We start from the raw sequence: 25720 nt of genomic DNA, 5'->3' as shown, positions 1-25720 counted from the left end.
AACAAAACGTCATGAAAAACTTCTGATGGGGAAACCGCCATGAAACGACGCAGCCTTCGCCTCGTGTCTATTGCAGTGCTTGCCGCTGCTCTTGCCGCCTGCGCCCAGACCGCTACGGCGCCTGCCGCCACACTCACTGAAGCTGCCGCCCCAACGGTCGCCGCCGAGCGCGTGACCCGGGGCAATCTCGTCCTCGAATCGATTCCGGAAATCCCCGCTGCCGTTTCCGAACGTCTCTCTGCTTATGAGAATGTCCGCAGCCATGGCTTCCTGGACTGGACCGGCGATGGCAGCATCTTGATCACCACACGGTTTGGCGACACCAATCAGATCCATGAAGTGAAGGCGCCCGGCGGGGCGCGCCGGCAGCTCACCTTCTTCAACGAAACGGTCAGCAACGCCGCGATGAGCCCGAAAGGCGGCGCCTTCCTCTTCGCCCGCGACAAGGGCGGGGATGAATATTACCAGGGCTACCGCTTCGACCTGCAGACCGGCACAATCACGGGCTTCACCGAGCCGGGCACGCGCAATGGCTCGCCCCTCTGGGCCGATGACGGCCAGCTTGCCGCCTGGGCCCGCACCAATCCGGGCGACCCGAACAATGACATCATCGTGGGCAACCCGGCCGACCCCGCCAGTGTGCGCGTGGCGCTGGAAGGCGAAGGCGCCATTGGCCCGGTCGACTGGTCCGATGACGGATCAAAACTGCTGCTGCAGCGCTATATTTCCATTGCCGAAAGCCGTCTCTTCGTGCTGGATTTGACATCCGGCGAGCTGACGCAGATCAATCCTGGCGAAACGGTCTCCTATTCCGGCGGCGCGCTGCTTGCCGATGGCTCGATCCTCACCGCCACCGACAAGGACAGCGAGTTCACCAACCTCGTTCGTATCGCGCCCGATGGCACTTTCACCAACTATACCGGAGATATCGACTGGGGCGTGTCCGACTGGACGCTCTCGCCCGATGGCAATACGGTGGCCTTCACGCTGAATGAAGGCGGCCTTGGCACGATCCATCTGCTGGAGGTCGAAAGTGGCCATGTGCGCCCCGGCCCTACCCTGCCTGTGGGCATCGCTTCGGGCCTCGTCTTCTCCCGCAGCGGCAGCCATGTCGGCTTCACCTTCAATGCCGCCACCAGCCCGGCTGACGCCTGGTCGTTCGATGTGGCAACGCTGAACCTCACCCGCTGGACCGAAGCGGAAACCGGAGGCCTCAACCCCGACGCCTTCATTGAGCCGGTTCTCTTCGATTATCTGAATGCGGACGGCATGGATATTCCCGCCTTCATCTACCGGCCGAAAGGCGAAGGCCCGCATCCGGTGATCATCTCCATCCATGGCGGGCCGGAAGGCCAGTCGCGCCCCGGCTTTGCCTCCTCCTACCAATATTGGGCCAATGAGCTTGGCATCGCGGTTGTAGTGCCCAATGTCCGCGGGTCCTCCGGCTATGGCAAAACCTATGTCTCGCTCGATAACGGCCTCAACCGGAAAAAGTCTGTCGAAGATATCGGCGCCCTGCTGGATTGGATCGAAGCACAGCCCGATCTCAACAGTGATAAGGTGATCGTCCATGGAGGCTCCTATGGCGGCTACATGGTTCTCGCCTCGATGATCGATTACGCAGACCGGCTTGCCGGCGGCATCGACATTGTTGGTATCTCGGACTTCAAGACGTTCCTCGAGAATACCGAAGGCTACCGCGCAGACCTTCGCCGGGCCGAATATGGCGATGAACGGGACCCTGTCATTGCCGCCTTCTTTGACGAGATTTCGCCGCTGAAGAATGCCTCGAAGATCACCAAGCCCCTCTTCGTCATTCAGGGCTATAACGACCCCCGCGTTCCGTATACGGAGGCTGAGCAGATCCTTGAAGCGGTCAAGGCCAATGGCGTGAAAGCCTGGTTCCTGATGGCGATGGATGAAGGGCACGGCTTCCGCAAGAAATCGAACCGCGAAGCCCAGCGCGAGGCAGAAACCATGTTCCTCCAGGAAGTTCTGGCGGAAGAATAAGGCGCGTCCTGCCGCTCTTTCCTGGTCCTTCCCGGGAAAGAGCGGCGTTCGCCGCCGGAAACTGATTTTCCTCTCGACCGCGCGGGGCGGCGCGCTAAGTGTAGGCGGGCGCCGCCCCGGCCGAGAGGACACGCCATGATCACCCTGCACCATCTTGAGAAATCCCAGTCCATCCGCATTCTCTGGCTGCTGGAGGAATTGGGCGTTCCCTATGAGATCAAGCTTTACGACCGCGACCCGCAGACACGCCTTGCCCCGGCGGCCTACAAGGCCATTTCCCCGCTCGGCACCGCGCCGGTGATCACCGATGGGCCCGTCACGCTGGCCGAAACCAACGCCATCGTCGATTATATCTGCGACAAGCATGACACCGACCGCCTGCGCCCGGCGCCCGGCGCGCCGGAGCGCGTCAAATACCTCTTCTGGTTCCACACCTCGCAAGGCAGCCTGCAGCCCCTGCTGACCAACAAGTTCGTGATGATGGCAATGCAGACGCGCGCGCCCTTCCTCGTCCGCCCGGTTGCCAAATCCCTCGTCGGCGCGCTGGACCAGGCCTTCTTCGGCCCGCGCCTGGCCGCCCTCTTCCGCGAGATCGAGAAAGCCCTTGGGGAAAGCAAATGGTTTGCGGGCGATGACCTCACCGCAGCAGACATGGTGATGGGCTATTCGATGGAGCTTTGCGTTCACCGCGCCGGCATGGACGAGAAAACCTATCCCAACGCCTACCGTTTCCTGAAACAGATGCGCGAATACCCCTCCTACATCCGCGCGATGGAGAAGGATGGCAAAGGCACCATCCTCCTCTGATCTGATCAGCCTGCGGAGCGGCGTCTAGTCGAGCACATCCTTCACGGCCGGGCCCCAGGGTGAATTGCCGAGCATTGCCAGCTGTGTCTCGCGGGAGACCGCGTTGATCGCTTCCTGCGGCTTGTTGCCGGGGTGAACCGGGCGGCGCAGCGGGCGGGTGCCGCGCGGCATGGCAATGATTTCGGCAATCGCGCGGGGAATATCCATCGGATCTGTGGTTCCGCCGCCGCTGTTTGGCTGGCCCATGCCGGCGGTCATCTCCGGATAGGCATCCAGCAATTCCTGCGGCGTGCGCGCCTTGAGGGCGGCGGCGCGCGCGGTGCTCTTTTCCCAGATCTTCGTGGGATAGCCGCCCGGCTGGATGATCGTCACCTCAATCCCCTGTGCGGCGACCTCATAGGCAAGGCTCTCCGACAATGCCTCCAGCGCAAACTTCGTCGGCGAATAGTGGCCGATGCCCGGCACGATCACGCGGCCGAGTTGCGAAGATAGCTGGAAAATCTGTCCCTTCCCCGCCGCGCGCATGGCCGGCAGAACGGCCCGCGCCATCCGGTGGGGGCCGAACACATTCGTTTCGAAGAGCAGCTTGGTGGCTTCCATGTCCTGCACCTCGGCAGGCCCGCCAAGGCCAATCCCGGCATTGTTGATCAGCACGTCCAGCGTGCCGCCCGTCTTCTCCAGAACGGTGGCCACGCCGCTGGCGGCGCTTTCATCCGACATCACATCGATCTCGACCACCTCGATGGCGAGCCCTTCATCGCGGGCAAGCTGCGTCAATTCCTCAGCTTCTGGCCGGGGCAGGTTCCGCATTGTGGCGAACACGCGCGCGCCAAGGCGGGTATAATGCTCCGCCCCAAGACGGCCAAAGCCGGAGGCCGCCCCGGTGATCAGGATGGACTTGCCTTCCAGCGCGCCGGGCGGCGGGGTTTGCGGGCTCGTCTCGCCCAGGGCTTTGGGCGCCCCGCTCATCGCCCCCAGCACAGCGGCTGAGCCGCCGATCATCTGCCGCCGCGTTGCGCCCATCTTGCCCATGGCTCTCTCCCTGCCTGCTTGCTGACAGAAACAATAGGCAGAAAATCCGGGGAGACAAACGAAACCGGCCTGCGGCCCCGGCAAGGCCTCACCCTTCTCAGAGATTTGAAGCGTGGGCGCGCAAGGCGAGATCTGCCCCCACACGGCAAGGCTGTGGCAGGTCAGGCTCGCGGCAAAAATCCGGCCAGCGATTGGTTTCACGCCAATAATTCACAAGGCCCATGTCCGCGACCAGCGGCCAGAACCGGGCATCGTTCCGGAACGGGGCCATATCCGGATAGAAGAATACGATTTCATGATAGCTCCGCCCCTTTCTGAAGCTGCGCACTTCGGCAAATGCCCGGTCAAGATCACCCAGCTGGGTGAACATGCGGATCCGCCAGTCAATCTGGGTCCGGACGCAGACGCTGTCGACGCGCGCCACATCGGGCTCACTTGCAAGCTTCTCTTCAAGAAAGGCAATCTGGCAGCGTTCGCGGTTATCAGGGGGCCGGCCAGCGGCAGCGATCGCTGCACGTTTCTTTTCCAGCGCAATCGCCGGCTCTTCATGAAAGAGGGCGAACTGATCGGTGCGTTGGGCAAGTTCCTCAAAACCTGGATCGCCGCGCTCGACGATATCAAATTCCCGGCGCGCTTCCGCAAGGTTGCCCATTGAGGCTTCCAGCCACCCTCGGCGCGTACGCCAGACGCTGGAGGAAGGATGCGAACGGAGTGTATCACGCAGGCCGAAACTTGCCTCTTCCACACGCCCGGTCCGGCGAAGAAACGCGACCATGTCCGAGGTTACCAGATTGCGGGCATCCGCCTGGCGCGCTGCCCGCAAAAGCCAGGCTTCTTCGGCGAGCCAATCGCCGTTGTGCGCCTCAAGAGCCGCCATTGCCAGGCTGGCAAAGAGGTTGTGGGGATCTTCGCTCAGCACTTCCTCGGCAAGACGCTGGCTCTCCTCGCGCAATTGCCGGGCAGCAGGGTTCTCCGCTTCTCCGCCTTCGCTGCTTCCCGCCGCAGCCATGGCAAAAGCTGAAAGTCCCTTTGCTCCGGGCAGGGATGGGTCGTTGACGTATAACGCCCGAATGGCGGACGATGTCTCCAGCGACTTGGACCGGGCATTCTCGCAGATCTCGCGCAGGAGGATCAGCCCTTCGGTATTTCGGACGGGTATCTGTGTGCGCAGATCGTGCAGACAGCGCAGCATCTGAGCAGCCTTCACCGCCGTAAACTCCGGCAGCCGCACCGCCTTCTCTTCATGCGCTACCATGCCCAATGACCAGACCACGTAGTCCGAGGCCGGATCGGTGAGATGCAGGTCGGCGCGCACGGCGCTACCCCGGCGGCTGATGGATCCTGTCAGCCTGTACTGTGCATCCGGCCGGGCTTCTGCGCTCTCCGCCATCGGACGCAAACCATTGCCGCTGAGGCCCGTCGACACGGCAATCGGAAGGGCATCGGCAATGTCGCGCAGGGAAGGATCGTCCCCCGCGATGGTGAACTCGCCGACAGAGACCACGCCCGGCAGCGGCTCAAGCACGTTCTTTTCCCCGGACATCCACGCTGTGCTGCCCATCAGGAAGGCCAGGGCAAGCGTGCTGCCAGCGGCCAGCGGCCATATCCGGTGCAGCAGTCTTTTCTGCGGCGGCAGCGCGGGGGATGGCGCATCAGGGACGGCCAGAGGGACTGGCGCAGCAGGCTGAGGTTCCAGCAGAAGCCGGTATCCCCGTCGCGGAACGGTTTCGATCAGCGTGCGCTGGCCATGCACATCTCCCAGCGCCTTGCGCAGAATGGATATGGCCCGGGTCAGGCTTTCATCGCCGCCATGCTCGACCGCCCAGACTGCCTCGATCAGCTCCTGACGAAGCACAACCTCGCCCCGCCGGGCAGCCAGCACAAGCAGGACATCCATGACCTTTGGCTCGAGCGTTACAGTACCGGCAGGTCCGGCAATGGTCAGAGCAGTAGGCTCGACGCGAAACGGACCGATCATGAGTGTGCAGAGTGTCCCGCCGTGCGGCCCCGCCTTGTTCATGCCTTCCTCACTACGGCTCAAGGCGCAGTTCCTCTCTGTCTCGATGCCCTCCCCTACATCTGAACTCTAGCATAAGGCGAGCGGCTGGAAACATTCTTGGTATTCAATTTTTTCCTTTTGATTCTGAGGCTTCATAAATCCATCAGGAAAAAATCCGCTAGTCCTCAGGACTTGCGCCAGCTTCTGCAGGGCAGGGTCATTCTGCAGCCCGCAACTGCACACACCCCCTGCCCCCCGGAGACAGTCATGACCCTATCATTCAAAAGTGCCGCCGCTTTCCTCGCTGCCAGTGTTGCCTGTGGCGCCGCCTCAGCCGCCGGCCCAACCGCAACCTTCCGCTATGATCCCGCCCTTCCCGCCGAAGCGACCTATGCCAGCTTCGAGAAGCAGGCCCGCAGCGCCTGCAGAAGCGATTCCAAGATGCTGCTGGTCAAGGCGCGTGAAGAAGCCGCCTGCCAGAGCGACATGATGGAACGGATCGTCAAGAAGGCCGGCAATAAGGAAATCGCCGCACTTCACCACGCAAAGTCTGGAGATCGTCAGCCCACCCGGCAATTCGCCGCGATGGATTGATCCTGGAAAGGTGGGGCTGTCCTTTTACTTACGCCCTCGGGGCCAGCCTCATCGCCGGCGGTGACTCCAAACCGCCGGCATTTCCCCTTTTTTCCGGATCACCCGATGCCGGCTGAATAGTCGATATCAAAACAGTGTTCGCCCGCCGTATCCCGCCGCTCGCCGAGCGCGGGCAGCGCGGTTAGGGAGGCGTATGTCAACGGCCCGTTGTCTTGTTTTCGTTTGGTGGCGAAGTTGGCGCAGATCTGTATGACGCGGCCATTCTCACGCATCAGCGCAAACGGCGCCTCCGTTACAGGGTCGGCGCGCAGGTCGCTATTGAAGCATTTCTCCTGGCCCGTAGACCGGTATTCCTTCCATACCGCCTCCTGCTGAGCCCGATCCTCGGGAAACGCCACCCCAGCCCTCTCCAGACAGACAAGCGCATTGGCCGTCGAAAGCAGCGCCGCTTCCCGCAACTGATCTTCCTTCTGCCGCCGTGCTTCGGCAGGCCCGCCCGTCACAAACAGGCCGGCAATGATCGCCGCCACCACGATCGCCCCCAGCCCGGTTCCGATGGCCGTATCCCGGCTAAATGCCATTGGCCTCATCCCGCTCCGCATTGGTGATGAAATAGCTGAAGATCGCCCCGGCAATTGCCGCCACCACAAGCGATTTCAAGGCAAAGCGCAGGGTCAGCTCGCCGCTGAGGAAATTGTAGACGACCGAGATCGCATCGGCGACGAGGATCGTGCCAGCGATCACGAGGCTGACATAGATCAGCCATTTGCGGATGCGCGAGCGTTGCAGGGCGGGATTGCTCCGCCGGGCCTTCAGCAGGATCCGCGCCAGCCAGAAGAAGATCGGCGTACCTACGACCAGCCCGGCAATCGCCGAGCGCATCTGCGTATCCGGTCCGCCCCAGTAACGGTACGGCTGCTCGATCTTGTCCGGCACGGCCGTATCGATCAGCGCAAACAGCAGCGAGCCGAGATTATAGGCCACCACGCTGAGCACGATGAAGAACAGCAGATAGAAGAAGGCCTCCCGGGCCGAAAGATAGGATTGCGGCCGGGGCACGGCGATTGGGAAGACTGTCTCAGCAAAGGCGGAGAGGGATTCATCCACCTCCTCTGCCCGCCATCCCGCATCCAGCAGGACCGCTCGGATTGCGGGCCGCGCCTGCCCCCGTTCGAGCGCTTCCTTGACGAAATCTGTCAGTATGCTGTTGGCCATAGGCTCCCCCGGATCGCCATCGCTGCTGACGCGCAGAGTGGACGCCAATCACGGCGTTCACAAGGCAATTTCCAGGAGGAGAAGGTGGAGGCTTCTGTTGCCAGGCGCCTCCGGGCCCCGCCTAGGGGTCTGATACCCTAGGAGTTAAGGTCGGAAAACATCCGGCCGCTTACGCAGCCATCAGTTCGCCTTCAGCAAAGTTGTCGTTTGCAACTATTTGCTTGTGAGCTTCTAACGCAGCTCATGCGAGCGAAAGCCTCGTCTTTACACGTCCGTCGACACTATTTCGGCCCCGTCAGAAACAGACCTGCGGGGAGGTCTGCTTGTGGTGGAGCCGCCGGGTACCGCCCCCGGGTCCGAGCCGCTTATTACACGCGCGTTTATCGCCATAGTCCGAAGACCGGGCCAATATAGGGGATCGCGGGCGCAAAGGTAAGCCCCCACAATCCCCTATAGGCCCCTCGGGCAGCCATCACCCGGCCTGCCCTGCCGCGCCGGCCGGGAGAGCCGGGCGGTATGCCTCCGCATTTGTTGTGAATTCGGCATGGCCATAGCGCCTGAGCAGCCTGTGGATTTTCGCCACCAGCCGCCGGTCTGCCAGCTCCCGCAGGCCGGGCACCTTCGCCGCCGCGCCATAGAGCGCCATTTTCACCCCGATCATCGGCAACACCAGCCCGGCCACCAGATAGTCGAGGAACCCCACCTCCACCCCCATGTCGCGGGCAGCCTGGACGCTGCCGCCCAGGAAGCTCTGGACCAGCACCATCCGCCCCACCCGGCGCTCCAGCGAATTGTGGATACGGTTGCCCAGCGACCGGTCTGGCGGCAGGTAGGCGGCGAGCGTTGCGCGCACCAGCTCGCCGCAGGTGGCGTCGTCAAAGCCTTCGCGGATGGAGGCGCTGCGGGCATTCATGATGTCGATAATGCCCTGGGGGGTATCCATCAGAAGGTCTTCCGGCAGGCCCAGCAGATAGCAGCGATAACGGCTGAACTCGACGCGCGCGCGCTCCTCCGGCGTAAACTCTGTGCGGCCCTGTTCCACCATCTTGAACGCCAGCAGGAAGACGTCGATCAGCCCGGCGGGCATCTGGTCCACCTGCGGGATCGGAATACCGTAGACGGACTTGTCCCAGCTCTTGCTCATCCCGCGCAGCACATTGAAGCGCACCATCGAGTGCATCAGGCGCACCATTGCCGCCGCCTTGAACCCCTCCCCGCGCGGCTCCAGCGCGTTCGGAAGGGTCGTCACGGTGAAGAAGGTCGCCGTCTCGTTCACGCGCTTGGCTGCCGTGGTGTTGGAGAGCGTGCCGGTCAGCGCCATTGGCAGAGCAGTGTATTTGTTCATGAACGTCGCCAGGAAGGCGCCCCGGATCGTCCAGGGCGCAAACACCGCCATCGGCAGGCGGTTCAGTTCGGCGCCCTTGCGCACCAGGTCCATGTCCAACCAGGCGGGCCTGACTTCCATCTCGGCAATCAGTGCGGCAAGTTCCGGCGGCGCATCCGGCGGCGCGCCGATGCCCTCATCGCAGGCGGTCTGCAGCATGCTGACCAGCCGCTTGAACCCGTATTTCGGCATCAGCGCCGCATAGGCATCGGCCGTCACATCGCCCAGCATCGTGTAGGCGCGCACACGCGCCACCATATCTGCCGGCGGGGCCGGAAACTTGTCCGCATAAGCGGCCATCGAGCTGACGGAAATATCGTCGGTGTAGCGCTCCGGCGTCGCCGAGAAATCCACGCCGCCATACATCACCGGCAAAACAGTCTTCTGGAGCTGGATGCGCTGGTGAACAGCGTCGAGGGATACGGTCATCGAGACAAGTCCTTGGCTACCTTCGAGAAATAATGTAAGCAATTCTCAGATTTTCCACTCGCATCAGAAAAATGCTGAGCGACGGAAGGTTGGGGGACGCAAATGACTGAAAAGACGCGGAGAAATCCGAAACAAGCGCGTGCGCAAGCCACTGTGGACGCAATTCTGGCGGCAACCTTTCAGCTTCTTGAGAGCGAAGGCGAAAGCCGCCTGACCACAAATCGCATAGCTGAGCGGGCCGGTGTCAGCATCGGCACGCTCTACCAATACTTCCGGGACCGGGACGACATTCTTGCAGCCATGGGCGAACGCCAGGCCGAAGCGCTGCGCCAGAAGGTCACCGAGATCGTGCTTGCCGCACCGGAACAGGATGCTATCCGCACCATCATCCAGGCGATCATGGGGGGCATTGAGGGCTCACCTGAAACGCGCATCGTGCTGATGGACGCCCTGTTCAAGGCGCGCGGCGAAAGCATCATGAGCGAGCACCACCTCGCCTTTGTCGAGGCGATCAGCTCACGGAGCGATCTCAATCTTGTGCTGGGCCGGGAGTCTGCCTTTGTGCTGACCCATGCCGTGATCTGCCTGCTGAGGGCTGCGGCGGCCGAACCGGAACTGGAACTTGATCCCAAGGCACTGGAAGACGAGCTGGTGCTGCTGATCGAGAGCTATCTCATCGCCCTGGGCGCGCGCGCCGAGAAGGCATCGGGCAAGCCCTAACCGCCGTGGAAATGGCCGTAGATGCGGATGGCCAGGGCTTCGTTGACGCCCTCCACCTCCATCAGGTCGGCCACCTTGGCGCGGGAAACACCGCGAGCAGAGCCGAAATGGTGCAACAGGGCCTTCTTGCGGGCCGGGCCGATGCCTTCGATTTCATCGAGCGGTGAGCGGGCCGCTTCGGCAGCGCGCTTCTGGCGGTGCGCGCCGATAGCCCAGCGGTGAGCCTCATCCCGCAATCGCTGAAGATAATAGAGAACCGGCGCATTCTCCGGCAGCTTGAACGGAGCTTTGCCGGGGCGGAAGAATTGTTCGCGGCCAGCATTGCGATCAACACCCTTGGCGATGGACACAAGGGTGACATCCTCCGGGGTCAAACCAAGCTCCGCCAGCGTTTCCAGAGTGGCATTCAGCTGGCCAAGGCCACCATCGATCAGCACCAGATCCGGCCATTCCTGGACATTTCCGGACTCTTTCTCCTTCAATGCGCGGGCAAAGCGGCGGCGCATGACTTCCCGCATCATTCCGTAATCATCGCCGGGGGTGAGCTCTGTGTCCTTGATATTGAACTTCCGATAGGCCTGTTTGCGGAAGCCTTCGGGGCCAGCAACGATCATGCCGCCGACGGCGTTGGTGCCCTGAATGTGGGAGTTGTCGTAAACCTCGATCCGCTCCGGCGGACGGGGAAGATCAAACACCTTCTGCACTTCCGTCAGCAACCGCTCCTGGCTGGCGCTTTCAGCCAGCTTGCGGGAGAGCGCTTCGTGGGCATTGCGCTCGGCCTGGGTCAGCAGATCACGCTTGGCGCCGCGTTCGGGACGGCGCAGCTCGATCTTGCGGCCAGCCTTCAGGGCGAGGGCTTCCTCGATGAGCTCGGCCTGTTCGGGCAACTCGTTGACGAGGATCAGACGGGGCGGCGGGCGCTTGTCATAGAACTGCACCAGGAAGGCGGCGAGGATCTCGGCCACGGACTGATCGCGCTCATGGCGGGGAAAGTGCGCGCTCGCGCCCCAGTTCTGCCCGGCCCGGATGAAGAAGACCTGCACGCAGGAGACCCCGCCCTCCATCGAGATGGCAAACACATCGGCTTCCTCGATCCCGTCGGGGTTCACGTCCTGGGTGGAGCGGACATGGGCGATGGCGCGGATGCGGTCGCGCAGGCGCGCGGCGGTTTCGAACTCCATCGCCTCGGAGGCCGCTTCCATCTCTGCGGCGAGCCGCTTCTGAAGGTCAGCCCCCTTCCCGCGCAGGAAGTCGGCCGCCTCATTGGCAAGCTCGGTATAGTCTTCCTTCGAGACGAGGCCGACGCATGGCCCGGCGCAGCGCTTGATCTGGTAGAGCATGCAGGGCCGCGTGCGGGCCGAATACACGCTGTCCTCGCAGGTGCGCAGCAGGAACGCCTTCTGCAGCGTGTCGAGCGTGCGCATCACCGCGCCGGCATTGGCGAAGGGACCGAAATAATCGCCCTCATCCTGCTTGCTGCCACGATACTTCTTGATCTGCGGCGCTTCATGATTGCGGCGGATAAGGATGTAAGGAAACGACTTGTCATCGCGCAGCAGCACGTTGAAACGGGGTTTGAGCGATTTGACGAGGCTGGCTTCCAGCAGCAGCGCCTCTGTCTCGCTTTCGGTGACGACGAATTCCATCGCCCGCGTCATCGAGATCATCCGGGCGATGCGCTGGGTGTGGCCGCCCATACGGGTATAGTTGGAGACCCGCGCCTTCAGGTCGCGCGCCTTGCCGACATACAGCACCTCCCCCGCCTCACCGAACATACGGTAGACGCCGGGCTTGGCCGGGAGGTGTTTCAAATTCTCTCTGATGACGTCCACCCCGCGGATCGGGGCAGCGCCGGGGCTCGTATCGGTCATGGGGCAGAGATAGTCGAGACCGGCGGGGCGGGAAAGCTTGTGCGCTGCGCGTGAACTGTCAGAGGGAAATGTCGCCGGACATCACCAGCCCGGCAAACACGCCAGTGGCAACGAACAACAGGAGGATACCGGCGAAATATCTGCCGCTGGGATTGCCCGCGCCATCGCCCCGGCCACCTGGCATGAACATGTAGCATAACGTCGCCACCCCCAGAGCGCCCAGCAGGATCTTCTCGACCAGGCTCAGCCCGCCGAGAAACTCTGAAAGAGTCTCGGTCAGCCCCGAAAGCTCGTAGCTGGCGCGGGTAAGGGCGGCGTCAAATTTCTGAGTCCAGCTATCCATACTCATGGCACTGCTCGGGATGTGGTACTCTGCTTTCAGGCAGTTTTATCCGCAACACCGCTCATTATGGGCCAGTTGCGTTATCGGCTCGCGAAAAAGCCGGTAAAATTTCATCGATCTGGTTCACCCGCCGGGCATCCCTGCCCATGCCTTGCCTCTGGCGGGATGGGGTAGCGCCAATTCAGCGCCTTGAAGGCCTGCCGGGCCTCCAGTAAGCGTGCGCCGCAACCGCCCCTCCAGAAAAAAGGACCGCCCCAATGGCCGCCGACCTCCGCCTGTCCGATGCAATCGACCGCGTGAAACCCTCCGCCACGATTGCCGTTACGACCAAGGCCAACGAGATGAAGCGTCAGGGGCTGGACGTGATTGGCCTGGGCGCGGGCGAGCCGGACTTCGATACACCGGAAAACATCAAGGAAGCGGCCATCCGCGCCATCCGCGAAGGCAAGACGAAATACACCCCATCGGACGGCATTCCGGAGCTGAAGGAAGCGATCGTGGCGAAGTTCGCCCGCGAGAACGGCCTCACCTACAAGACCTCTCAGGTGAACGTATCGCCCGGCGGCAAGGCTGTGCTGTTCAACGCCTTCATGGCCACGCTGAATGCGGGCGATGAAGTGGTCATCCCGGCGCCCTACTGGGTCAGCTATCCAGAGATGGTGCTGCTGTGCGGCGGCACGCCGGTGGCGGTGACCTGCGGCGCAGAGACAGCCTACAAGCTGACGCCGGCTGCCCTGGAAGCGGCGATCACGCCGAAGACCAAATGGCTGATCCTCAACTCGCCCTCCAACCCTACCGGCGCGGCCTATACCGGCGCCGAGCTGAAGGCACTTGCCGATGTGCTGCTGCGCCACCCGCAGGTCTGGGTGCTGACGGATGATATGTATGAGCACCTTGTCTATGACGGGTTTGAATACAAGACGATCGCGCAGGTCGAGCCTTCGCTCTATGACCGTACCCTGACGATGAACGGTGTTTCCAAGGCGTATGCCATGACCGGCTGGCGTATCGGCTATGCCGCCGGGCCGGAGAAACTGATTGGCGCGATGCGCAAGGTGATGGACCAGTCCACCTCCAACCCCTGTTCGATCAGCCAATGGGCAAGCGTCGAGGCGCTCAACGGCCCGCAGGACTTCCTGCCCGGCTTCCGCGCCGCCTATGCCGGCCGCCGCAACCTGATGGTCGAAGGCCTGAACCAGGCCGCCGGGATCGTCTGCCCGAAGCCGGAAGGCGCGTTCTATGTCTATCCCTCCTGCGAGGGGTTGATCGGGAAAAAAACCGCTGCCGGCACGGTGATCGACAGCGACAAGACCTTCGCTGCCGAACTGTTGGAAGCGGAAAAGGTCGCCCTCGTCTTCGGCGAAGCGTTTGGCCTCCCCGGCACCTTCCGGATTTCCTACGCCACATCTGACGCGATCCTTAAGGAAGCACTGGTCCGCATCCAGCGCTTCTGCGGCAGTCTGTCCTGATCAGCCGCCATAGGCGGAACCTATAGCCGCAGGGCGGGTTTCGGATTGGAAAATCAGTCTCACAGTCCCAATATGCATTGGGCACGGGGAGCTGTTCCCCATTCTGTTTCAAAAGGAGAAATTTCATGTCCATCGACATCGGAATGTCTGACGAAGCCCGCAAATCCTCAGCTGACGCCCTGAAGACCCTACTGGGCGAGACCTATGCGCTCTATATCAAGACCCACGGTTATCACTGGAACGTCACGGGCCCGCGCTTCAATTCGCTACACAGCCTGTTCATGACCCAGTACACCGAGCTGTGGGCGGCCCTCGACGAGATCGCTGAGCGAATCCGGGCGCTTGGCCATTTCGCGCCGGGCTCCTCGGGCGAAATGATGAAACATGCCACGATCAAGCCAGACAACGACGTGCCCGACGCCGACACGATGGTGAAGAACCTTGCGGCGGGCCATGAAGCCGTCAGCCGCGCGGCGAAGTATGGCATCACCATCGCCGAGAAGAATGCCGACCCGGTGTCGGTCGACCTCTTCACCCAGCGCGCGCAGATTGCCGAGAAGACAGCCTGGATGCTGCGGGCTTCAGTCTGATACGCTCCTTGCCATCCTTCCGTACAACGCTCATCCTGAGCGAAGTCGAAGGATGGCCACAAGCGTTGCCGCCAAGCCCCGGCTCGCCCTTCGACTTTGCTCAGGGTGAGCCGAGGCGCGCCCCCTACCCCTCAAACGCTACCCCCAGGCCGCGGGCCATGCCAGCCAGCGCGTCGCGCATATAGGTGCGTGAGACTTTGGCGCGCATATCGCGCATATAAGCATGGGGCGCGCCGGGATAGACGTGCAGTTCCACCGGCACGCCCTCGGCCATCAGGCGGCGGGCATATTCCAGATTTTCCTCCGTAAAGAGATCAAGTGCGCCAGTCGAGATGAAGGTGGGCGGCAGGCCGGCAAGGCTTTCTGCGCGGGCGGCCGCCGCATAGGGCGAGACATCCGGGCTGCCCGGCGGCTGGCCCAGAAGCGAAGCCCAGCCGAAATGGTTTGATCCATTTGTCCAGATGAACTCGCCATACATTGGCGAGAGATCGGCGCGCACCGCCGTGCGATCGTCCAGCATCGGGAAGATCAGCTGCTGATGGCAGAAACGGTATTCGCCCCGGTCACGCACCAAGAGGGCGAGCGCGGCAGAAAGCCCGCCGCCGGCGCTTTCCCCCGTCACCGCGATACGGGCCGGGTCGAGGCCGAGACTGGCCGCTTCCCGGTTCATCCAGGCGGTGGCGGCATACGCGTCTTCCACATTGCCGGGATAGCTGGTCTCCGGGGCGAGGCGGTAAGCCGGCGAGACGACGACCGCATCAAAGAGCTCTGCCCAGAGCGCGCATTGCGGGCCCATGAATTCCGGATTGCCGGAGATATAGCCCCCGCCATGCAGGTGGAGGATCGCCGGGCGCGGGCCCTTGGCGCCGTCTTTCCTGCGGTAGAGTTTCACGCGCACATCGGGGGCGCCCGCCGGGCCGGGGATGAAGCGCTCCTCCATCACCGCCGTCTCGGGCAGCGGCGGCAGCAGCGCGAGCCCCGCCCGGTTCATCTCGCGCACCGCAGGCAGATTTTCAGCATTGATGTTGATCGTCGGGAAGCTCTCCAGGAAGGGCAGCAGTTCAGGATCAACAAGATGGCGGGATGACATGGGTTTCCTCCGGATAGTTTATCGCCACCAGCATTCCCGATCCTGAAGGGAGCGTCGAGCCCTTGCGGCGGGGCAGCCAGAGAGAATCCCGTTGACAGAAGCCGCTGACATGCGACCACTCAAACCGCATGACGATAACCTCCCTGCCCGGACGCGAGCGTAGCGACGCCCTCGAAGGCGGCGTGATTGCCCATTACATCACGCGGCCTGATGATCCTCATCTCCTGCGCTTCTATGCGGCCTATGACGCCGCCTTCATCCTGCCCGATGAAAAAGAAGACCTGGATGGCTTTCGTGCCTGCCTCGCCCTGAATGAGGGCGAGGCGTATGAGCGTCTGTCGGCGCTTTACGGGCCCTACCGGGAGATGGCGATCCTGCTGACGGAAGGGGCCAATGGCCCGGTGCTGGGCGCGGCCAATTTCATCGCCTTCGCTGGCGATGGAACAGACCCGACCGTCTCTCTCTCTTACATTTTTGTGGACGCAAACCAGCGCCGCCGCGGCCTGTTTGGCCTCCTGATGCACCTCGTCCGCGAGGAAGCGCGCGAGGCTTTTGCCTGGCCCGAGGGCGAAATACCCACGCCGCTGATCTTCATCGAGATCAACAATCCGGTGAAGATGAGCCCGGAAGACTACGCCCTCGACAGCCAGCATGCGGGGCTCGACCAGGTTGACCGGCTGAAAATCTGGGAGCGCCGCGGGGCCCGGCTTGTCGGGATGGAGTATCGCCAACCACCCCTGTCAAATGATCAGGGATCGGAGGATGAGTTGCTGCTCGGCGTGCTCGGCTCTGGCGGCGCGGAGTCTCTGCCCGCCTGCCGGATGCTGGCGCACATGCGGCGTTTTTTCGGTGTGACCGTGCTTAAGGGGCGCGATCCTGCCTCCTCGCCGGTGGCTGCCGCCCAGCTGGAGGTGCTGGAAGCGGCCTGCCAGCGCGGCGATCACATTTCCCTGACAGGGTTTGACGCGGTTTTTGCCGCCGCCGCACAGGTGTCCCGGGACCGAAGCTAGCCGGCGGGGGGCCGGCGACCGATACTGCAGGAGAGGCCCGGATGACCGAAATGGCGAGCATCACGCACGACTTTGAGGAATGCGAGGACAAGTCGGTCTACTTCACCCTCTCGCTCTATGTTAGTGAAAAGAAGGTCACTGCTGCGCTTGGCGCGCCTCTGGGCGCTGAAACGGTACGGGATTTTCAGCGCGGCTATCGCGGCAGCAAGCGCCTGCGCGACGCGGTAGAGCCCCTTTTCAATGATATTGCCGACCGCGAACGGCTGGGCGCAGTGGATGATTTCCTGCTGGACACCCTCTGCCCGCAGAATGGCGAGTTCATCGAGATCACGGCGCCGGACGAGATTGCCTGGTCAACCGAGGGACGCCGCTTCATCGCCACACCGCCTGGCCTTGGCAAGGCGCGCACCCTCCGGGTACGTCGCTTCTGGTACACCCATGCCAATGGCGCGATCGGATATCATCTTTCCTTTCGCTACAATTACGACCACACGCCAGGGGAGTTCTACTTTCTCTCCCTGCTCCAAAAAGCGGCCGCGCCGAAGGAATTTGAAGCCGCACCCCGCCCGCACGGCGCCCCGCCCTTCCGCGCCACCGATGACCGCACCGGCATTGCCCCGCTGGACCTCCTGCGCGTCAAAAGCCCGCGCGGAGAAGACCTGAGCTTCTGGCAATATGTGCGCGCCTCCTTCGATCTGGATGCGGAAGACCTGTTTGGAAAGCTGCCGCGCGATCCCGGCAAGGGTCAGGCCCCTCCGCTGGCGCCAACCTTTGACGCGCTGGTGGCCGAAGCGCCCTTCATCGAGGTGCCCGGCCTTGTGATGCCGGTGTCCCGTCTTCTCTTCTTCTTCGAGGATGCCACCTTCTTCCGCCGCCTGCTGCCAGAACCGGACAAGGTGACCGGTGTGCCTCCGCCGCGCACGCTGATGGTGCAGGAGGAGTGCTATCTGCCCTATCAGCGGAAGCTGGACGGGTTGAACCCGCGCGGGCTGGTGGATGTGCCCGAAATCCGCATGGGGCCGGACTATTGGCACTGGGTGATCAACCGGCCGGACTATGACCAGTTCACCGACGCGCAGATCGACGCGGCCCGCAAGACCCGGCCCGGCATGGATGACCGCCGGCGGCAGGACTGTCTGCAATACCTGTTCATCGCTGGCTTCAACCAGAACATCATCGATTTCATGAACCAGGACCCGTCAGAGATCCTGGATTCGACCGACCCGATCTATCCGGCCACCGAGGAACAGGCGACCGAGCGGAAATTCGTGCGCTTCGCCAATCCGCGCGCGCTGACCACCTATGTCGAGAAGGCCCGCAGCCTGGAAGCGGCCAATGACTATATCGGCACCTGCCCCTACGCCTTCATGATCCATGTCGTCTCGATGCATAACGAGTTCATGACGCGGGAATATGAAGCCTCCGCCTTCGAGCTGATCGACGAGGTGGAAAAGCTCGGCAACAAGGGCAGGCTGAAACGCGCAGCCGAAGCCTTCTACGCCTTCCGCACCGGGCAGTATGCCAATTATTACCGCGACCGGTACATGAACGTGTTCCGCTATGACACCGAGAGCGAAGTATTCGAGAAGATGACCCAGCTGCGCGGGATCGGCCGGCGGAATGATTATATCGAACGCCTGATCTCCAACATGGAAAGCCAGACCCGGGACCGGGAGGCGCGCCTCGCCAAGAAGGACGAGAGCGCGATGAACCTGCTGCTTGGCGCGCTGGGCGTGTTCGGCTTCTTCCAATTGGCGATGATGTGGGCCGACAAACTGCGCGATCTCAGCCGGAATGACGAGGTTTCTGTCAGCCTCAGCTGGGTGCCACCCTTCCTGGACCTGTCCGGCGGGAATCTCGATCAACCCTGGAACGAGTTTTCCGTATTCGTGCTCTACGCCTCGATGACCTTCACGATCGCCCTCGTGATTTTCCTGGTCTGGCGCCTTATTCGTGGCTTCTTGCGGTAAAGTGTGTTTTGTAAATTCTGTAAATTCAGAAACCCGGCTTTTCAGACCTTACAAGCGGGAGCAGCGGGCCGGAAAAAAGAAAGCCCGGCAGCATCATAAGACGCGCCGGGCATAAAGTGGGGTCCTGAAGGGGGGAGGAAACGCCCAATCGGAGGAATGATCGGGTTATGCCCAGGACCCTTGGCATGACGCCTAGATAGGGCATTTTCGCTGCATTGCAACATGCGACACAGCAGCTCACTCATGCAATTCTGCATGTGTTACCTAGAATTCACGAACCTTGACGCATAGAAACCCGGCGCAGGGGCTCCGTCTCGGCCGTCAGGAACTCCCGGAACGCAGCCACGCGCTTAGACCGGCGCAAGTCGCTGGGGTAAATAAAGTAAAGATCGAAAACCGGCCCGGTTACTTCAGGAAGGACCCGCACCAGACGGGGCAACGTAGCGGCCATATAGTCCGGCACATCGGCAATCCCAAGACCAGCATCAACCGCCCGGAGCATGGCGAACACATTATTCACCTTCAGGGTCGCGTTGCGCGGGGGGGCGTCATCACGCCCTACCCGGCAGGCAAAGGCCATCTCGAACAGCGGCGTGGACTCGTCGCCATAGGCGATGATCCGGTGGTTATCGAGATCCTGAGGCTCCTTGGGCACGCCATGGGTCTTCAGATATTCGGGCGAGGCATAGAGGTTTGTGCCCAGCGTGCCGAGCTTGCGCTGGATCAGGTCTGCCTTGTCCGCCGGCCAGAGGCGCACGGCGCATTCGGCCTCCAGCTTGAGCAAATCATACTCAAATTGGTCATCCAGGCGCAGATCGAGCCGCAAATCAGGGTGGCGGCGGACGAAATTGCCCAGCCGCGGCACCATCCAGATCGACCCGAACGCCACCGGGGCGGCCACGATCAGCTCCCCCTGCGGGGTTTCCTGCTGGTCGCGCAGGGCTGTGTTGGCTGATTGGGCGGCCGAGGCCATCTCCATCGTCGAGCGGTAGAGGGTGTGGCCGCTATCGGTCAGCACCAGGCCGCGGGCATGGCGCTGGAACAGCGAGACGCCAAGCTGTTCCTCCAGCGCCGCAATCTGGCGGGAGACGGCTGATTGGGAAATGCCAAGGCGCTCGCCCGCAAGGGTGAGGCTGCCGGATTCGGCGGCGGCGTGGAATGATCTGAGCTTACCCCAATCCATGGAAAGGGTTTGTGACGGGAGTTTGAACCTGCGGCAAGAGGAATGACGCGCCGGGTTGCTTTTTGGAACGCATTATCCTTGGCGCTGCGTCACCATTTGCAACCCGCCCGCCCCTGCCTAAACAGGAATAAAGACAGCCAGACAGGGAAGGAAACCGTCCATGCAAATCACCAAAGAGACCGCCGCCGTCGTCACCGGGGGTGCCTCGGGCCTCGGCCAGGCCACTGCCCGCGCCCTGGCAAAGGCTGGCGCCAAGGTTGCCATTTTCGACATCAATGCCGAAGCCGGCGAAGCCACCGCCAAGGAAATCGGCGGCATCTTCTGCAATGTGAACATCATGGATGAAGCTTCCGTGGTCGCCGGCTTCGAGAAAGCCCGCGCCGCCCATGGCCAGGAGCGGATCACGGTGCACTGCGCCATGGCCTCGAAAGGTGGCAAGACGCTTTCCTGGGACAAGGAAAACGCCCGCTACAAACGCCTTTCCACCGAGGACTATGAGTTCGGCGCGAAGGGCGTGCTGGTGGCTTCCTACCGTATTGCCTCGCTGTCGGCCGAGGGCATGGCAAACCTGCCCGAGCTGGAAGATGGCGAGCGCGGCTGCATCACACTGACAGCCTCTGTCGCCGCCCAGGATGGCCAGATCGGACAGGTCGTCTACGGATCATGCAAGGCGGGCGTCAATGGCCTCGTCCTGCCGATGGCGCGCGACCTGATGGATATCGGCATTCGCGTCAATTCGATCATGCCGGGCATCTTCGCTACCCCGCTGATGCTGCGCGCGTCGGACAAGGTGCTCAACAGCCTCGCCTCGTCAGTCCCCTTCCCCAAACGCCTCGGCAAGCCGGAAGAATATGGCTCGCTGGTTCTGGAACTGGTGCGCAACACCTATTTCAACGCCCAGTGCCTCCGTCTCGATGGCGGCATCCGCATGGCGCCGCGCTGACCGTATACTCCGCCCACCCCCGTTTTTGACGGGGGTGGGCTGGATACTCCGGCCTACCTCGCTCAGCCGGCGAAGCCGCGCTGGGCCATGACGTCATACCAGCGGCCGAGATTGGGGAGCTCCTTGTGCGGCGCCCATTTCATCACACGGCAGAAGCCACAGGTGATGAAGAGGGTGATGTCGGCAATCGAGAAGCGATCAGCGGCAACGAATTCGTTATTCGCCAGGTGTTCGTTAAGGCGTTCGGCCATCTTGCGGGCGGCCTTCTCGCTCTTCGCGGCCGCTTCAGCGCTCTGGGGCACTTCGAGCGGGGCCATCATCGGGTGGACATTTCGGAACCAGCCGGCGAACTGGATGAAAAACATCAGCTCGATGCGGCGATCCCACATCTCGATCAGGGCTTTCTCCTTGGGGTCTGCGCCCATCAGGTTCGGCTCCGGAAAGATGCCTTCGAAATAGGTGCAGATGGCGCGGCTCTCGGTGAGCTTGGTGCCATCATCGAGAACGAGCGCCGGCACCTGCGAGAAAGGCGAAACCTCACGGTATTCGGGCTTTTTATGATCCTGCTGCATGATCGAGACTTCCTGCAGGTCGACCGCGTCGAGCTTGCCCTTGGCGCGCAGGAAATAGACGACGCGGTCCGGATTGGGCGCCATCGGGCTGTGATAGAGTTTCATTGCTTCCTCCTAGAATTTTTTCGTTAGCCCGAAGGCCGCATTGACGGGCTCTCCGGGGAAATAGCGTTCATTGCCGAATCCGACATCGGCGCGGTCGGCATATTTTTTATCCGTCAGGTTGCGGACGATTATGTAGCCCTCAAGACCGTCCGTAAACACATAGCCGGCGCGGGCGCCGAGGACCGTGTGGCCGGGATAGGTGACGGTGTTGGCCGGGTCCATGAAATACTCGCCTACATGATCGAGCGTCAGGGAGAGTTTCAGGGCGGGGCTTGCCTGCCAGTCCAGCCGTGCATTGCCCAGCCATTCGGGGGCGGTGTCGATCAGGTTTCCGTCCACGATGCGTTCTTGGGCAGCGACGACCGGGCGGTTGAAGGTGTAGGTCTGGTCGCTCCAGGCAAGATTGCCGGTGGCGGAGAGCGTGTCCGTAAGCCGGAAGGTGGCTTCGGCGTCGATACCGAAATGACGGGTGGCGCCATCGGTGACATTGAGACCATCGGAATCGCGGAAGAAGAAGTTTTTCTTCTCCATCCACCAGGCGGCAACATCGAAGGTGAGGTGGCCGTAGAGCAGCGCGCCGCGCGCGCCGATTTCGAGGCTGTCGAGCGTTTCGGTGTCGATCTCTCCGGGGAGTTGGAGGCTTTGCAGGCGATAAAGATCCGACACCTGCGGGGCACGGGCGCCCCGGGCATAGTTGGCATAGAGAGCGCCCCAGGACTGATCCCAGACGAGGCCGAGCTTGGGCGTGAGGAAGGTGAAATCATCCGTGCGGTCCGGCGTGACATTGAAGCGGCCATTAATGCCGGTGGGCGCGCGGGTGGTGTAGTCGTAGCCATGGGTCTCCCCGCGCAGGCCGGCGAGGAGGCGGAAATTGTCCGTAAGCTGCCAATCGGCTTCGCCCCAGAGCGCGAAGACGGCGGTATCCACCGTGTAGTCGTAATGGATGCCCTGGGGGAAATTCGGGCTGGGGTTTGGATCGGGCTGGATTTCGCGCAGGTAGCCCGTGGCGAAATCGGTATCCGCGCCCAGGCGCCACTGGACGGGGCCGGTGGGGGCAAACTCGTAGCGGGCGAGGACGCTGCCGCCGGTATGGGCGTTCTTCTCCACCCCGCCATAGGGCAGGAAATGCTGGGAGAAGATCATCGCCTGAGAATGGATGTTCGGCAGAAGGGTCAGCGTGCCGGGGCCAAGCTCGCGGGAGAGGCGGGCGCCGAGACGGGCCGACCAGGCATCGCGGAAGGCTTCGGGGTTGGGATTGGTCTCTGAGAGATCGCGGTCCTTGTAAGCGTCCGGGCCCTGGATGAAGCTGGCCGTTTCCTGATTGAGGCTGGAGGCGGCGAGCCAGAAGGACGCGTCCCATCCGGCGAGGTCGGCCTGCGTCACGAGGGAGAGCTTCTGCTGCTGGCTGCCAGTATCATCACGCCAGCCGTCATCCTCCATCAGGGAGAGGTTGAGGCGCGTGCTGGCAGAGAGATTGACCGAAGCATCGCCCCGCAGGCGGCCGAGGGTGGAGTAGCTGAGGCGCGCACTTTGCGGGCTGCCGGCATCCGGCAGGATAAAGTTCAGCAGGCCGTGAACAGCATTGGAGCCATATTTGGCGCTTCCCGGTCCGCGGACGACCTCGATAGCATCGGCGACTTCATGATGGGGCTCGATCAGCGAGTTGACGTTGCCGAAGGCCGGCGAGCGGATGGGCACGCCATTCTCAAGGATGAGGAAGCTGCCCTGCCCTGCCCCGCCGGTGAGCACAGGCGAGCGGATAGAGATCAGATGCTCCTGACCGGAATTCATCTGGATGTTGACGGCGGGGGCCTGGTTCAGAATTTCGGCGGGGCGGTCTGCGGCGGTCTCACTGATCAGGGTGGCATCGAGCACGGAGCGCGCGCCGGCGGCCTGCTGGGGCCGGTCAGAATAGACTTCCACCGGCTCGAGGCGCTGGGGCAGCTCTGCAAGGGCAGCGGGCGCCATCAGCAGCGCGGTAAGGGCGGCAAGTCCGGTCCGATGATACAAGCGGGGCCTCCTGTCAGCCTGGCCGCAGGAAGGGGCGGCCCGCGCACCATTTAGAGGCTTGGCGCGCCGATGGCGACCCCGGCGCGGTTCAGAAGCGCGATGCCGTGGCGTCAGCGGAGCCTAGCTGAAGGCGCGCCACAGATTGTAGACGCTGACGAGGCAGATGGCGGCCCCGACGATAAGGGTGAGCGCCTTGCGGGGCACGCGGCTGGCTGTCCACGCCGCGATGGGGGCAGCGGCAAGGCCGCCGATCAGCAGCGCGAGCGCCGCCTTGCCAAAATTCGGCCCGAGGGCAACCAGAAAGGCAGCGCTGGCCGAAACGGTGACGACGAATTCGGCAATGTTGACCGTGCCAACCATCTTCCGCGCCTCCCCGCCCCGCGCGATGAGGTTTGAGGTGACAACCGGCCCCCAGCCACCCCCGCCGATGGCATCTGCGATGCCGCCGCAGAAGCCGAGGAGGCCGACCTTGCGGATCTGCGGCGGGGCGCTTGGCGGGCGCAGGGCCTTCCAGATGACGATGAGGCCCATCAACAAAAGATAGGCAGCGATGAAGGGGCGGATGAAGCTGGTATCGGCATGGCTGAGGAAGGCGGCCCCGATGACGGCGCCGATGGAGCCGAAGAGGGCAAGGCGCCAGAATATGCTCCAGTCGACATTGCGGGCGATGGCGTGGGAGGTGCCCGAGGCAGCGGTGGTTAAGATTTCAGCGGTGTGGACGTTGGCGCTGGCGATGGCGGGCGGAATGCCGAGGGCGAGCATGGCCGAGGTGGAAACCACGCCATAGGCCATGCCGAGGGCGCCATCGATCATCTGGGCGAGGAACCCCACCAGCACCAGCCAGAGAAACAGCTCATCAATTGCAAACGGCATCGGCGGCCCCGAGGAATACCCAACTTAGCCTACCTAATGACTAGAGTTTCGGATTCAGGGCCATGGGCATTTGCTCAAGGCAAATGTCAGGAAAGCTGTATCCGGAGGCACGGGTCTGCTGCGCGCAGGCCCTGACGGCCATCAGCCTGCGGCGAACAGGCCGTACGGCAAAGCGGCCACCACAGCGCCGGACAGGCAGGTGGCGAGCGTGCCCGCCAGCAGTGTGCGCCAGGCGAGGGCCAGGAAATCTTCCCGCCGTTCCGGCTCAACGATGGAGAGGCCGCCGATCAGGATGCCCATCGAGCCGAAGTTGGCAAAGCCGCAGATGGCGTGGGCGGTGATCATCCGCGTGCGCGGATCCATCGCCTCGACGGGCACTTCTGCCAGCTGAAGGAAGGCGACGAATTCGGTCAGCACCGTTTTGACGCCCATCAGGGAGCCGGATTGGGACGCTTCGCTCCACGGCACGCCGATCAAGTACATCAGGGGCGCGAAAATCCAGCCGAGGATACGCTCAATGGAGAGCGGGCTGCCGTTCACATCCGGGAAGAGGCCGAGGCCAGCATTGACCAGCCAGAGCAGCGCAAGGGCGGCGATCAACATGGTCGCGATGTTGAAGACGATCTTGAGGCCATCGGTGGCGCCGGTAGAGAAGGCGTCCATGGTGGAGGCGTATTTGAAATCGGGGTCTTTCATCCGCTCCGATACCGGGGTGGTTTCCGGGATCATGGCGAGGGCGACACCGACAGCGGCAGGGGCAGCGATGATCGAGGCGGCCAGAAGCTGGGGCAGCGGATTGGCCATCTTCCCTTCCAGGAACGCGCCGTAAACGACGAGGACCGAGCCGGCGATGGTGGCAAAACCGGCGGTCATCATGATGAGCAGCTCAGACCGGGTCATGCCTTTGATGTAGGGCCGGATGAGGACGGGGGCTTCGGTCATGCCCATGAAGACGTTGGCCGAGACGGCAAGCGAGGTGGCCCCGCCCAGGCCCATGCCGCGCCGGAAGACGAAGGCAAAGCCATTGGTGATCCAGCGCAGGATATGCCAGTGCCAGAGGATGGCCGAGAGGGCGGCCACCACGATGATGATGGGCAGGATCTGGAAGAAGAACAGCGGCGGGGGAGCGCCCCCGATCAGCTCACCGGCGGCGACGTTATCGCCGACATAGCCAAAGACGAAGCTGGTGCCCGCGCGCGTGGCGTTCTGCAGGCCATCTACCAGCGCATTGGCCTTGAGCAGGATTTCCTTGATGAAGGGAATGCCGAAGAGGATGAGCGCGAAGGCAAACTGCATCGCCGTGGCGCCGAGCACGATCTTCCAGGGAAAGAGCTTGCGCTTTTCCGAAAGCACCCAGCACAGGCCGTAGATCAGAACGATCCCGATCAGCGCGCGGGCATTGTCCCAGCCCCATTCAAATCCTGCCGGCATGTTGCGATAGCCCTCCCGCAAATCAGACCCAAGCCTTCAGACTTAACGGGCACGGAAAGGCTTGGAAAGC

General features: G+C 62.6%; 22 protein-coding genes and 1 other RNA gene. 9 read left to right on the top strand and 14 right to left on the bottom strand.

Annotation, left to right across the window (positions count from 1 at the left end; all coding sequences use genetic code 11):
- Window positions 1-39: 39 nt before the first annotated feature.
- Together HPO_RS00290 and HPO_RS00285 are read left to right on the top strand one after the other, a co-directional pair.
- A complete protein-coding gene (locus HPO_RS00290; protein ID WP_051612106.1) occupies window positions 40-2010 on the top strand; it encodes a S9 family peptidase in 1971 nt (656 codons plus the stop codon).
- 135 nt (window positions 2011-2145) lie between these two features.
- The gene (locus tag HPO_RS00285; RefSeq protein ID WP_035593084.1) at window positions 2146-2817 is read left to right on the top strand and encodes a glutathione S-transferase family protein; all 672 of its coding nucleotides are present in this window, start codon (window positions 2146-2148) and stop codon (window positions 2815-2817) included.
- Between the two features lie 24 nt (window positions 2818-2841).
- On the opposite strand, the gene HPO_RS00280 is transcribed toward HPO_RS00285, so the two are convergent.
- Both HPO_RS00280 and HPO_RS19435 read right to left on the bottom strand, forming a co-directional pair.
- A complete protein-coding gene (locus HPO_RS00280) occupies window positions 2842-3849 on the bottom strand; it encodes an SDR family oxidoreductase (protein ID WP_084324077.1) in 1008 nt (335 codons plus the stop codon).
- Window positions 3850-3946: 97 nt separating this feature from the next.
- Window positions 3947-5890: a winged helix-turn-helix domain-containing protein gene (locus tag HPO_RS19435; RefSeq protein WP_157532576.1), complete on the bottom strand. Its 1944-nt coding sequence runs from the start codon at window positions 5888-5890 to the stop codon at window positions 3947-3949.
- Between the two features lie 225 nt (window positions 5891-6115).
- Between HPO_RS19435 and HPO_RS00270 the strand changes: the two genes are divergently transcribed.
- Window positions 6116-6442: a hypothetical protein gene (locus HPO_RS00270; protein ID WP_035593082.1), complete on the top strand. Its 327-nt coding sequence runs from the start codon at window positions 6116-6118 to the stop codon at window positions 6440-6442.
- Window positions 6443-6540: 98 nt separating this feature from the next.
- Here the strand turns inward: HPO_RS00270 and HPO_RS00265 are convergent, their stop codons facing one another.
- The 4 genes from HPO_RS00265 to HPO_RS00255 form a co-directional block, all read right to left on the bottom strand.
- On the bottom strand, window positions 6541-7023 hold the full coding sequence (locus HPO_RS00265) for a hypothetical protein (protein ID WP_035593080.1): 483 nt from the start codon (window positions 7021-7023) through the stop codon (window positions 6541-6543).
- Window positions 7013-7657 carry a DUF5671 domain-containing protein gene (locus tag HPO_RS00260; protein WP_035593078.1) on the bottom strand — a complete coding sequence of 215 codons (645 nt, stop codon included), beginning with the start codon at window positions 7655-7657 and terminating at the stop codon, window positions 7013-7015. The genes HPO_RS00265 and HPO_RS00260 overlap by 11 nt, the downstream gene beginning before the upstream one ends.
- Before the next feature lie 83 nt (window positions 7658-7740).
- Window positions 7741-8097, bottom strand: a transfer-messenger RNA (tmRNA) gene (ssrA, locus tag HPO_RS20140).
- A 32-nt stretch (window positions 8098-8129) separates the two neighbouring features.
- A complete protein-coding gene (locus HPO_RS00255; RefSeq protein WP_035593077.1) occupies window positions 8130-9470 on the bottom strand; it encodes an oxygenase MpaB family protein in 1341 nt (446 codons plus the stop codon).
- 102 nt (window positions 9471-9572) lie between these two features.
- Between HPO_RS00255 and HPO_RS00250 the strand changes: the two genes are divergently transcribed.
- Window positions 9573-10190, top strand: a complete 618-nt coding sequence (locus HPO_RS00250) for a TetR/AcrR family transcriptional regulator (protein WP_035593075.1) — start codon at window positions 9573-9575, stop codon at window positions 10188-10190.
- On the opposite strand, the gene uvrC is transcribed toward HPO_RS00250, so the two are convergent.
- Both uvrC and HPO_RS00240 read right to left on the bottom strand, forming a co-directional pair.
- Window positions 10187-12061: an excinuclease ABC subunit UvrC gene (uvrC, locus tag HPO_RS00245; protein ID WP_035593073.1), complete on the bottom strand. Its 1875-nt coding sequence runs from the start codon at window positions 12059-12061 to the stop codon at window positions 10187-10189. The two genes, HPO_RS00250 and uvrC, sit on opposite strands and share 4 nt — an antisense overlap.
- Window positions 12062-12119: 58 nt before the next feature.
- Entirely contained in the window at window positions 12120-12404 is a 285-nt protein-coding gene (locus tag HPO_RS00240; protein WP_035593071.1) for a hypothetical protein, read from the bottom strand.
- Between the two features lie 257 nt (window positions 12405-12661).
- On the opposite strand from HPO_RS00240, the gene HPO_RS00235 reads away from it, so the two are divergent.
- Together HPO_RS00235 and HPO_RS00230 are read left to right on the top strand one after the other, a co-directional pair.
- A complete protein-coding gene (locus HPO_RS00235; protein WP_035593069.1) occupies window positions 12662-13873 on the top strand; it encodes a pyridoxal phosphate-dependent aminotransferase in 1212 nt (403 codons plus the stop codon).
- A gap of 125 nt (window positions 13874-13998) precedes the next feature.
- On the top strand, window positions 13999-14463 hold the full coding sequence (locus HPO_RS00230; RefSeq protein ID WP_035593067.1) for a Dps family protein: 465 nt from the start codon (window positions 13999-14001) through the stop codon (window positions 14461-14463).
- Window positions 14464-14587: 124 nt separating this feature from the next.
- On the opposite strand, the gene HPO_RS00225 is transcribed toward HPO_RS00230, so the two are convergent.
- Entirely contained in the window at window positions 14588-15553 is a 966-nt protein-coding gene (locus HPO_RS00225; RefSeq protein ID WP_035593065.1) for an alpha/beta hydrolase, read from the bottom strand.
- Between the two features lie 128 nt (window positions 15554-15681).
- Between HPO_RS00225 and HPO_RS00220 the strand changes: the two genes are divergently transcribed.
- Window positions 15682-16563, top strand: a complete 882-nt coding sequence (locus tag HPO_RS00220; RefSeq protein ID WP_051612104.1) for a hypothetical protein — start codon at window positions 15682-15684, stop codon at window positions 16561-16563.
- Between the two features lie 41 nt (window positions 16564-16604).
- A complete protein-coding gene (locus HPO_RS00215; protein WP_035593062.1) occupies window positions 16605-18533 on the top strand; it encodes a hypothetical protein in 1929 nt (642 codons plus the stop codon).
- A 271-nt stretch (window positions 18534-18804) separates the two neighbouring features.
- On the opposite strand, the gene HPO_RS00210 is transcribed toward HPO_RS00215, so the two are convergent.
- Window positions 18805-19716: a LysR family transcriptional regulator gene (locus tag HPO_RS00210; protein ID WP_035593060.1), complete on the bottom strand. Its 912-nt coding sequence runs from the start codon at window positions 19714-19716 to the stop codon at window positions 18805-18807.
- A 160-nt stretch (window positions 19717-19876) separates the two neighbouring features.
- Here HPO_RS00210 and HPO_RS00205 point away from each other — a divergent pair, with 160 nt between their 5' ends.
- Complete coding sequence (locus HPO_RS00205) at window positions 19877-20659, top strand: SDR family NAD(P)-dependent oxidoreductase (protein ID WP_035593058.1); 783 nt, start codon at window positions 19877-19879, stop codon at window positions 20657-20659.
- A 62-nt stretch (window positions 20660-20721) separates the two neighbouring features.
- Here the strand turns inward: HPO_RS00205 and HPO_RS00200 are convergent, their stop codons facing one another.
- The 4 genes from HPO_RS00200 to HPO_RS00185 all read right to left on the bottom strand — a co-directional run bounded on the left by HPO_RS00200 (window position 20722) and on the right by HPO_RS00185 (window position 25650).
- Window positions 20722-21336 (bottom strand): glutathione S-transferase family protein, encoded by a 615-nt coding sequence (locus tag HPO_RS00200; protein WP_035593055.1) that lies wholly within the window; start codon window positions 21334-21336, stop codon window positions 20722-20724.
- A gap of 9 nt (window positions 21337-21345) precedes the next feature.
- Window positions 21346-23346 carry a TonB-dependent receptor gene (locus HPO_RS00195; protein WP_241767839.1) on the bottom strand — a complete coding sequence of 667 codons (2001 nt, stop codon included), beginning with the start codon at window positions 23344-23346 and terminating at the stop codon, window positions 21346-21348.
- A gap of 120 nt (window positions 23347-23466) precedes the next feature.
- Entirely contained in the window at window positions 23467-24219 is a 753-nt protein-coding gene (locus HPO_RS00190) for a sulfite exporter TauE/SafE family protein (RefSeq protein ID WP_051612103.1), read from the bottom strand.
- Window positions 24220-24360: 141 nt separating this feature from the next.
- The gene (locus tag HPO_RS00185; RefSeq protein WP_035593052.1) at window positions 24361-25650 is read right to left on the bottom strand and encodes a NupC/NupG family nucleoside CNT transporter; all 1290 of its coding nucleotides are present in this window, start codon (window positions 25648-25650) and stop codon (window positions 24361-24363) included.
- Window positions 25651-25720 lie beyond the last annotated feature (70 nt).

The organism is Hyphomonas polymorpha PS728 (assembly GCF_000685315.1).
Taxonomy (GTDB): Bacteria; Pseudomonadota; Alphaproteobacteria; order Caulobacterales; family Hyphomonadaceae; genus Hyphomonas; species Hyphomonas polymorpha.
This window is presented reverse-complemented; position numbering and strand designations above follow the sequence as displayed.